This window comes from Mangrovactinospora gilvigrisea (assembly GCF_001879105.1).
Lineage (GTDB): Bacteria > Actinomycetota > Actinomycetes > Streptomycetales > Streptomycetaceae > Mangrovactinospora > Mangrovactinospora gilvigrisea.
The window spans coordinates 21,854-29,368 of the sequence record NZ_MLCF01000082.1; the positions used below are offsets into that span (position 1 = coordinate 21,854).

6 protein-coding genes are annotated in these 7,515 nt (G+C 74.1%); 5 read left to right on the forward strand and 1 reads right to left on the reverse strand.

Annotated elements, in window-relative coordinates; translation table 11 throughout:
- Positions 1-29: 29 nt before the first annotated feature.
- Entirely contained in the window at positions 30-527 is a 498-nt protein-coding gene (locus BIV57_RS15515; protein ID WP_071657412.1) for an NUDIX domain-containing protein, read from the forward strand.
- An 85-nt stretch (positions 528-612) separates the two neighbouring features.
- On the opposite strand, the gene BIV57_RS15520 is transcribed toward BIV57_RS15515, so the two are convergent.
- Entirely contained in the window at positions 613-1,353 is a 741-nt protein-coding gene (locus BIV57_RS15520; protein WP_071657403.1) for a GntR family transcriptional regulator, read from the reverse strand.
- A gap of 120 nt (positions 1,354-1,473) precedes the next feature.
- Here BIV57_RS15520 and BIV57_RS24620 point away from each other — a divergent pair, with 120 nt between their 5' ends.
- The 4 genes from BIV57_RS24620 to BIV57_RS15540 all read left to right on the forward strand — a co-directional run.
- Positions 1,474-1,839, forward strand: coding sequence for a hypothetical protein (locus BIV57_RS24620; RefSeq protein ID WP_071657404.1), 366 nt, complete (start codon positions 1,474-1,476; stop codon positions 1,837-1,839).
- A 131-nt stretch (positions 1,840-1,970) separates the two neighbouring features.
- A complete protein-coding gene (locus BIV57_RS25225; RefSeq protein WP_071657405.1) occupies positions 1,971-4,895 on the forward strand; it encodes a glycoside hydrolase domain-containing protein in 2,925 nt (974 codons plus the stop codon).
- Between the two features lie 252 nt (positions 4,896-5,147).
- The gene (locus BIV57_RS15535) at positions 5,148-6,413 is read left to right on the forward strand and encodes a DUF445 domain-containing protein (RefSeq protein ID WP_071657413.1); all 1,266 of its coding nucleotides are present in this window, start codon (positions 5,148-5,150) and stop codon (positions 6,411-6,413) included.
- A 264-nt stretch (positions 6,414-6,677) separates the two neighbouring features.
- Positions 6,678-7,515: LacI family DNA-binding transcriptional regulator (locus tag BIV57_RS15540; protein WP_071657406.1), on the forward strand; the 838-nt coding region annotated here is incomplete at its 3' end.

Below are 7,515 nucleotides of genomic sequence, written 5' to 3' on the forward strand. Positions count from 1 at the left end.
TCCACGCGCGCGAGCCCGGGCCCAACGGGCTGCTCACCTACACCGCGTACATCGCGGAGCGGCCCAAGGTGCTCACCTCGGCGGCGGTGGTCTTCCGGGACGAGGACGGCCGGGTGCTGCTGGTGCGGCCGAACTACCTGGCGGACGGGGTGTGGCTGCTGCCGGGCGGCTCGGTGGAGTCGGACGAGGACGAGCTGCCGAGGGAGGCGGCACGGCGCGAGACGCTGGAGGAGATCGGGCTCGACCTGGCGCCGGGCCGGCTGCTGTCGGTGGACTGGTCGACGGCGCCGTACCGCCCGCCGATGGTCTCGCACACCTACGACGGCGGGGTGCTGACGGCGGATCAGCTGGCGTCGATCCGGCTCCAGGCGGAGGAGCTGGACGAGTGGCGGCTCTTCCCCGTCGCCGAGCTGCCGGGACGGCTGCCGGGCACGCTGGCGCGCCGGGTGGCGCTGAGCCTGGAGGCGCACGCGGCGGGGACGGGCCCGCTGGAGCTGGCGAACGGCGGCTTGGTGGACAACGGGTAGGTGCGGTGGGGCGCGTGGACGTTCGCCGAGTCGCGGTTGTCCGTGCTCACTCGCGCGGTTCCCCGCGCCCCTGCCGGCCGTGCGGTCACGCCTCGTAGGCGAGACGCCAGCGGTCGGCGCGGACGACGAGGTCGGCGGTCTCCACCGGGCGGCCGCTGCCGTCGACGTAGGTGCGCTCGATGGCGAGCACCGCGGAGGCGGGCGGGCAGCCGAGCGCCTCCGCCTCGTCGGAGCTGGCCGGGCGGGCTCCGACCAGCTCGCGGGCGGTGAGGCCGCTGATGCCGATGGCGGCCATCCGGTTGCGCACGCCGAGCCCGGCGTAGGGGCCGCGCTCGGGGAAGAGGACGTCGGTGCCCTCGGTGATCGCCAGCGGCTCCCAGCTGGTGGCGAGTTGGACGGGCTGCCGGTCGGCGGTGCACTCGTACTGGGTGCACATCACCTGGTCGCCGGGGCGGATGCCGAGCCGGGCGGCGATCTTCGCGGTGGCGGTGGTGGTGAGCGAGGAGGACTCCCAGCTCGCCTTCCGGCCCTGCTCGGACATGTCCGCGGCGAACGGCGCGTGCTCCGTGCTCAGCGCGGCGGGGGAGCGGCGCAGTGCGCCGAAGAGGGTGGTGTCGCGGACGTAGACGCCGCGGCCGAACTGCCCCTCGACGAGTCCGGCGGTCTTCAGGATGCGGACCGCGCGGTCGACGGTCTGGTCGCTGGCGGTGTAGAGGCTCTTCAACTCCGCCCGCGAGGGGATGCGCTGACCGGGGGTCAACACACCATTGACGATCTGTTCTGAAAGGTCATCAGCAATTTGCTGGTAGACCGGCCTGCCCGTCATTTCCGGCCTCCTCGTAAGGATGGTTCCGCTTGACGTGCTAGGTACGCAGGACAAACCTAGTACCTAGGTGAGCGCAATCTGTCGCGGGGTCAAAAAGATTGGGGGCGGCGGAAGTTGGACATGCGTTCGGAGGTTTTGGACCTGCCCGACGGAGTCGATCCGAGGGCGGTCCGCCGATGGGTCGAGCGGGTGCTGCGGGGCCGCCCCGGGGCGGCAACCGCGGGGCGGATCGCCGAGGCGCTGGCACTGGACACCTTCAAGTGGTTCCACGGCCGCCCGTGCCGGGTGCGGGTCGCGGAGCGGGCCCGCGGCGCCGGGGTGAGGGTCTCGGTGACGGCCCGGCTGCCGCTCGCGCCGGCGGCGGACGGGCTGGTTCCGGGGCGCCCGATGGACGCGGTGCGCAAGGAGACCCCGGTCTACGGGTGCCGGGAGAGCATGCGGGAGGGGACGTCGACGATCTGGGCGGAGGCGCGGACACGGGGCTGAGGGGGCCGAGTGGGCCGAGTGGGGCGGGAGGCCGAGGGGATCTTGCGCTTTATTGCGCGGTGACGAAGACTGGCGTGCAACTTTGAGCATGACTGGTTTGAGCACGACTGGGCAATGAGGAGTGATTCCGGGTGACGCAGACCCATCCCGAGTTGGCGTGCGGCGTCGGTGATTGGGACGCCGAGGCGTACGGGAACCACCGCATCACCGTCCTCGCCCCGGACGGCGCCGCCCCCGGCGGCGCCGTCACCGCCGACGTGCCCTGGCGCCGCCGCGACGCCGACCCGCGGCAGGCCGGCCTCGCCGTCGTCTCCGCCGCCAGCGGGCGGCGGGTGCGCAACGTGGTCCGCCTGGAGGTGACCCGCGCCCGCGGGCGGATCGCCTTCGAGCCCGTCGACGGCCCCGGCGAGTACCACGTCCACTACCTGCCGCACGCCCAACTCGGCTCCGCCTGGTACCCGCAGGCCTCCTACCGCCCCTGGCGGGACACCGCCCGCCCCGAGTGGCGCGCCGCGCACTTCCGCTTCGGCGGCGAGGGCGAGGACGCCGCGGACGCCCTGCCCGTCGCGACCGCCGTCCGCTACGAGGCCGCCACCGCGCACGACAGCTTCGCCCCGATGGGCTTCACCGCCACCCCCGACGAGGTCCGCGCCCTGGAGGAGGCCGCCGGCGGCGGCCCGGTCGTCCTCGCCGAGGACCGCACCCGCCCCGTGGAGACCGTCCGCCACCTGCCGGCCGCCTGGGCCGGACGCACCCCCGGCGGCGCCTTCGCCGGCACCGCCCGGCGCGGCGAGGCGTACGCCTTCCAGGTCGCCGTCTGGAACCCGGCCCCGGAGGCCGCGCTTGCCGCGAGCCCCGAACTGCGCTTCCCCTGGCCCGCCTTCACCCCCAACCCCGACGCGGCGGTGCCCGGCCGCCGGCTCGCCGTCTTCTGGGTCGTCGTCCCCGTCCCCGCCGACGCCGACCCCGGCGAGCACCGCGGCAGCGTCACCGTCGCCGGCACCACCGTCGACGTCCGCCTCGAGGTCGTCGCCGAGACCGTGGAGGACGGCGGCGCCGGCGAACCCGAGCTGATGACCCGCCTCGGCTGGCTCGCCCCCGCCGAGCGGCGCGGCGGCGACGGACCCGTCGCCCCCTACACCCCGGTCCGGATCGACGGCGACACCCTGGGCATCCTCGGACGCACCGTCACCCTCGGCGCCGACGGCCTGCCTGCCGCCGTCGCCACCGCCTTCAGCGCCGACCTCTCCTCCACCGACGGCCCCGAGCGGCAACTCCTCGCCGGGCCCGTCGAGCTGACGGGCCGTGCGCTGCGGCTGGCCGCCGCGCCCGCGCCCACCCCCGACGACGACCCGGCCGGCGGCGGCTCCGCCGTCTGGCGCGCCGAGTCCGCCGCCGACGGGACGGACGTGCGCGCCACCCTCGACGCCCGCCTCGACCCCGACGGCTGCCTCCGCCTCGACTACCGCCTGGCGCACACCGGCGCCCCCGGCAGCGCGCCCGCCGAACTCCCCGACGGCGTGGTCCTCACCGTCCCGCTGCGCCGCGCCGCCGCCCGCTACGCCATGGGCCTCGGCCTCACCGGGCAGCCCGCGCCCGCCGAGCACGCGTGGACCTGGAAGACCGCCGAGCACAACCAGGACGCCGTCTGGGTCGGCGACGTCCCCGCGGGCGTCCAGGTGCAGCTGCGCGGCGGCAACTACCGGCGCCCGCTCAACACCAACTACTACCGCGAGCGGCCCCTCAACGAGCCCGAGTCCTGGGGCAACGGCGGCCGCGGCGACGTCCGGCTGCGCGCCGACGGCGACCGCTACCTGATCGAGGCGCGCAGCGGCGCCCTCACCCTCACCGCCGGCGAGCCCGGCCCGCTCTTCACCGTGCGGCTGCTGCTCACCCCGTTCAAGCCCGTCGACCACGGCCGGCAGCTGCGCGAGCGCTACTTCCACGGGACGGCGCCGGCCGCCGAGGTCGCGGAGTTCGGCGCCACCGTCGCCAACGTCCACCACGCCACCGTGCCCGCGCCGTTCATCAACGACCCGCTGCTCACCGCGGACCGGCTGCGCGCCCACGCCGACGAGGCGCACGCCGCCGGGCTGCGGCTGAAGATCTACAACACGGTGCGGGAGCTCACCACCCGCTCGCCGGAGATCCACGCGCTGCGCTCGCTCGGCGGCACGGCGATCGCCCCCGGCCCGGGCGGCGGCCACATCTGGCTGCAGGAGCACCTCGGCGAGGACTACGTGCCCGGCTGGCACGCCCCCAACGTCGACGACGTCGCGGTGGTGACGACCGGTGAGGACGGCGGCCCGCTCGCCGGGTTCTACGTCCGCGCGGTGGAGCGGCTGGCCCGCGAGTGCGGCATCGACGGCCTCTACCTCGACGACGTCGCCTTCGAGCGGGACACCCTGCGCCGCACCCGCGCCGCGCTGCAGCGGCACCGCCCGGACCCGCTGATCGACCTGCACTCGGCGAACCAGTGCAACCCCAAGGACGGCTGGGCCTCCTCGACCAACCTCTATCTGGAGCTGCTGCCGTACGTGGACCGGCTGTGGCTCGGCGAGTACGTCGACTACGACGGCACCGACCCGGCCTACTGGCTGGTCGAGGTCTCCGGCCTGGCGTTCGGCCTCACCGGCGAGATGCTGGAGGGCGGCGGCAACCCGTGGCGCGGCATGCTCTTCGGGATGACGGGGCGCGCGCCCCGCATCGACCCGCGCCCGCTGTGGCGGTTCTGGGACGAGCACGGCCTGCCGGACGCGCGGATGCGGGGCTGGTGGGTGGAGGGCGCCGCGCCGGTGCGGACCGGCCGCGACGATGTGCTCTGCACGACCTGGCTGGACGCGGCGGACGGCTCCGCGGTGGTGGCGGTCGCCAGCTGGGCCGGTGAGCCGGCGGAGGTCACCCTCACGTTCGACGCGGACGCGCTCGGGTTCGCCCCGGTGGGCGTCGAGTCCCCGGCGATCGAGGGGTTCCAGGACGCGGTGGAGCTGAAGCCGGGCGGCACCTTCACCGTCGACCCGACGAAGGGGCGGCTGCTCGTGCTGCGCTCCCGCTGAGGACGGGCCCGGCCGGCCCCTCGGTCCTCAGGGGCGCCCTGAGAAAACTCCGGGGCGCGATCCCTCCGGGACCGGGGGTCGCCGGGGGAGAATGACGTCGTGGAAGAGTCGGAGAAGCTGTCGGACGAGCGCGGCCCCGCCGCGCTGGGTTCCACTGCGACCGCCCGCGTCAACGACGCACCGCCCGCCCTCGCGCCCGCCCCCGAGCCGTCGCCCCCGCCGCCTCCGCCCCCGTCGGCGCCCCCGCGGACGATGGCCTCGCGCAGCTCCGCCGAGGCCGACGCCGAGCGGCGCCGCGGGGTGCGGCGGATGAAGACGGTGGCGAGCGGCTTCCTCGTCTTCGCGACCATCGTCTACGTCCTCGCGTTCTGGGCCGAGCGGGCCGGCGCCGGCGGCTGGGCCGGGTACGTCAAGGCCGCCGCCGAGGCCGGCATGGTCGGCGGGCTCGCCGACTGGTTCGCCGTCACCGCGCTCTTCCGGCACCCGCTCGGCATCCCCATCACGCACACCGCGATCATCCCCAACAAGAAGGACGCCCTCGCCGACGGCCTGGGCAACTTCGTCGGGGAGAACTTCCTCTCCGAGGCCGTCATCCGCCAGCGGCTGCGCTCGGCCGGGATCTCCTCGCGGCTCGGCGGCTGGCTGGCGAAGCCGGAGAGCGCCGCCCGGGTCACCAAGGAGGCCGCCTCCGCGCTGCGCGGGGCGCTGACCATCCTCAAGGACGAGGACATCCAGGACATCGTCGGCGAGTCCATCACCCGCAAGGCCTCGGCCCAGCAGGTCGCCGGACCGCTGGGCGAGCTGCTGGAGAAGATGGTCTCCGAGGGCGGCCACCACCGCGCCGTCGACCTGGTCTTCAGCAAGGCGCACGACTGGCTCGTCACCCACCAGGACAACGTGATGGCCGCGGTTCTCAACGACACCCCCGGGTGGACGCCGAAGTTCGTGGACCGCAAGGTCGGCGAGCGCGTCTACAAGGAGGTGCTGCGGTTCGTCACCGCGGTGCGGGACGACCCGGAGCACGCCAGCCGCGCCGCGATCGACAGCTTCCTCCAGGACTTCGCGAACGAGCTGCGCAACGACCCCGACACGATGATGAAGGCCGAGCGGCTCAAGATCGAGGTGCTCTCCCGGCCCGAGGTGCAGGAGCTGATCCGCTCCGCGTGGACGTCGGTGCGCACCCTGATGGTGGAGGCCGCCGAGGACGAGGACAGCACGCTGCGGGTGCGCGTCCGCTCCGGCATCCAGTCCTTCGGCGAGAAGCTCTCCACCGACCCCAACCTGCAGGGCAAGGCGGACGGCTGGCTGGAGGACGCGGCCGCCTACCTTGTCGGGACCTACCGCAAGGAGATCACCTCGCTGATCACCGACACGGTGAAGGCCTGGGACGCGATCGAGACCTCGAAGAAGATCGAGAACTTCGTCGGCCGCGACCTGCAGTTCATCCGGATCAACGGCACGGTGGTCGGGTCGATGGCGGGCCTGCTCATCTACACCCTCTCCCAGCTCGCCTCCTGAACACCGCGCGTCCCGTCCGTCGCTCTGGATAAATACGAACTCGGCTTCCGGCGGATTCTGAAACTCCGTTAGGCCCAACGCGACCCGGTTCGGTGCCCAAACGAACAGGGCAATCACGGACCGCAAATACTCGGTCGCGCGGCGTACTGCACGCGGCAATTGCCTTGGAATAATGCGTAATTGTTGAGAGGAAAAACTCGCTACCCTGGCGGGTAGTCATGAAGCATGAAGGGGGGCGCCATGGACCGAGGGAGGTCGACGGGCTTGGTCGGCGGGGAATTCGCGGGGGCGGGGGATTCGCAGGAGACGGGGCCGCGCCGGGTCACCATCGCCGACATCGCGCGCGAGGCGGGGGTCTCGGTGCCGACCGTCTCGAAGGTGCTGAATCGGCGGGCCGAGGTCGCCGATGAAACGCGGGCGAGGGTGGAACGGCTCATCGCGAAGCACAACTATGCGCGGCGGCCGGGGAGGCAGCGCGAGCGCGCGGGCCTCGTCGATCTGGTCTTCACCGAACTCGACGGGGACCGGGTGGGCGACATCGTCGCGGCGGTGGAGGGCATCGCCCAGGAGCACGGGATGGGCACCGAGGTGACGGCCGTCCGCAATCCGCGGACGGCGCCGCGGGCGTGGCTGGAGCGGCTGACGGCGCGTCGCAGCGACGGCGTCATCGCCGTCCTGACGGAGCAGAACCCGCAGCATCTGGCGCGGCTGCGGACGCTGGGCGCGCCGGTGGTGACGGTGGACGCGCTGGGGCATCCGGATCCGCGGCTGCCGTCGGTGGGCGCGACCAACTGGCACGGGGCGGTGCAGGCGACGGACCATCTGATCGGGCTGGGGCATCGGCGGATCGCCCATGCCACCGGGCCGGCGGGGCTGCAGTGCAGCCGGGCGCGGCGGGACGGCTACCACTCGGCGCTGGCCGCGGCGGGGCTGGCGATCGACCCGGCGCTGACGCTGCCGGGCGGGGACGGATCGGTGGCGGCGGGGGAGCGGGTGGCCGGCCGGCTGCTGGAGATGGGCGTGGGCGATCCCGCGACCGCGGGGGCGCCGACGGCGGTGTTCGCGGCCGGGGACATGACGGCGATCGGGGTGGTGCGGGGGC

Excerpts from the sequence above, each read along its gene's own strand:
- BIV57_RS15520 (WP_071657403.1), bottom strand. The coding sequence starts at position 1,353 with ATGACGGGCAGGCCGGTCTACCAGCAAATTGCTGATGACCTTTCAGAA.
- BIV57_RS24620 (WP_071657404.1), top strand. The coding sequence starts at position 1,474 with ATGCGTTCGGAGGTTTTGGACCTGCCCGACGGAGTCGATCCGAGGGCG.
- BIV57_RS15535 (WP_071657413.1), top strand. The coding sequence starts at position 5,148 with ATGGCCTCGCGCAGCTCCGCCGAGGCCGACGCCGAGCGGCGCCGCGGG.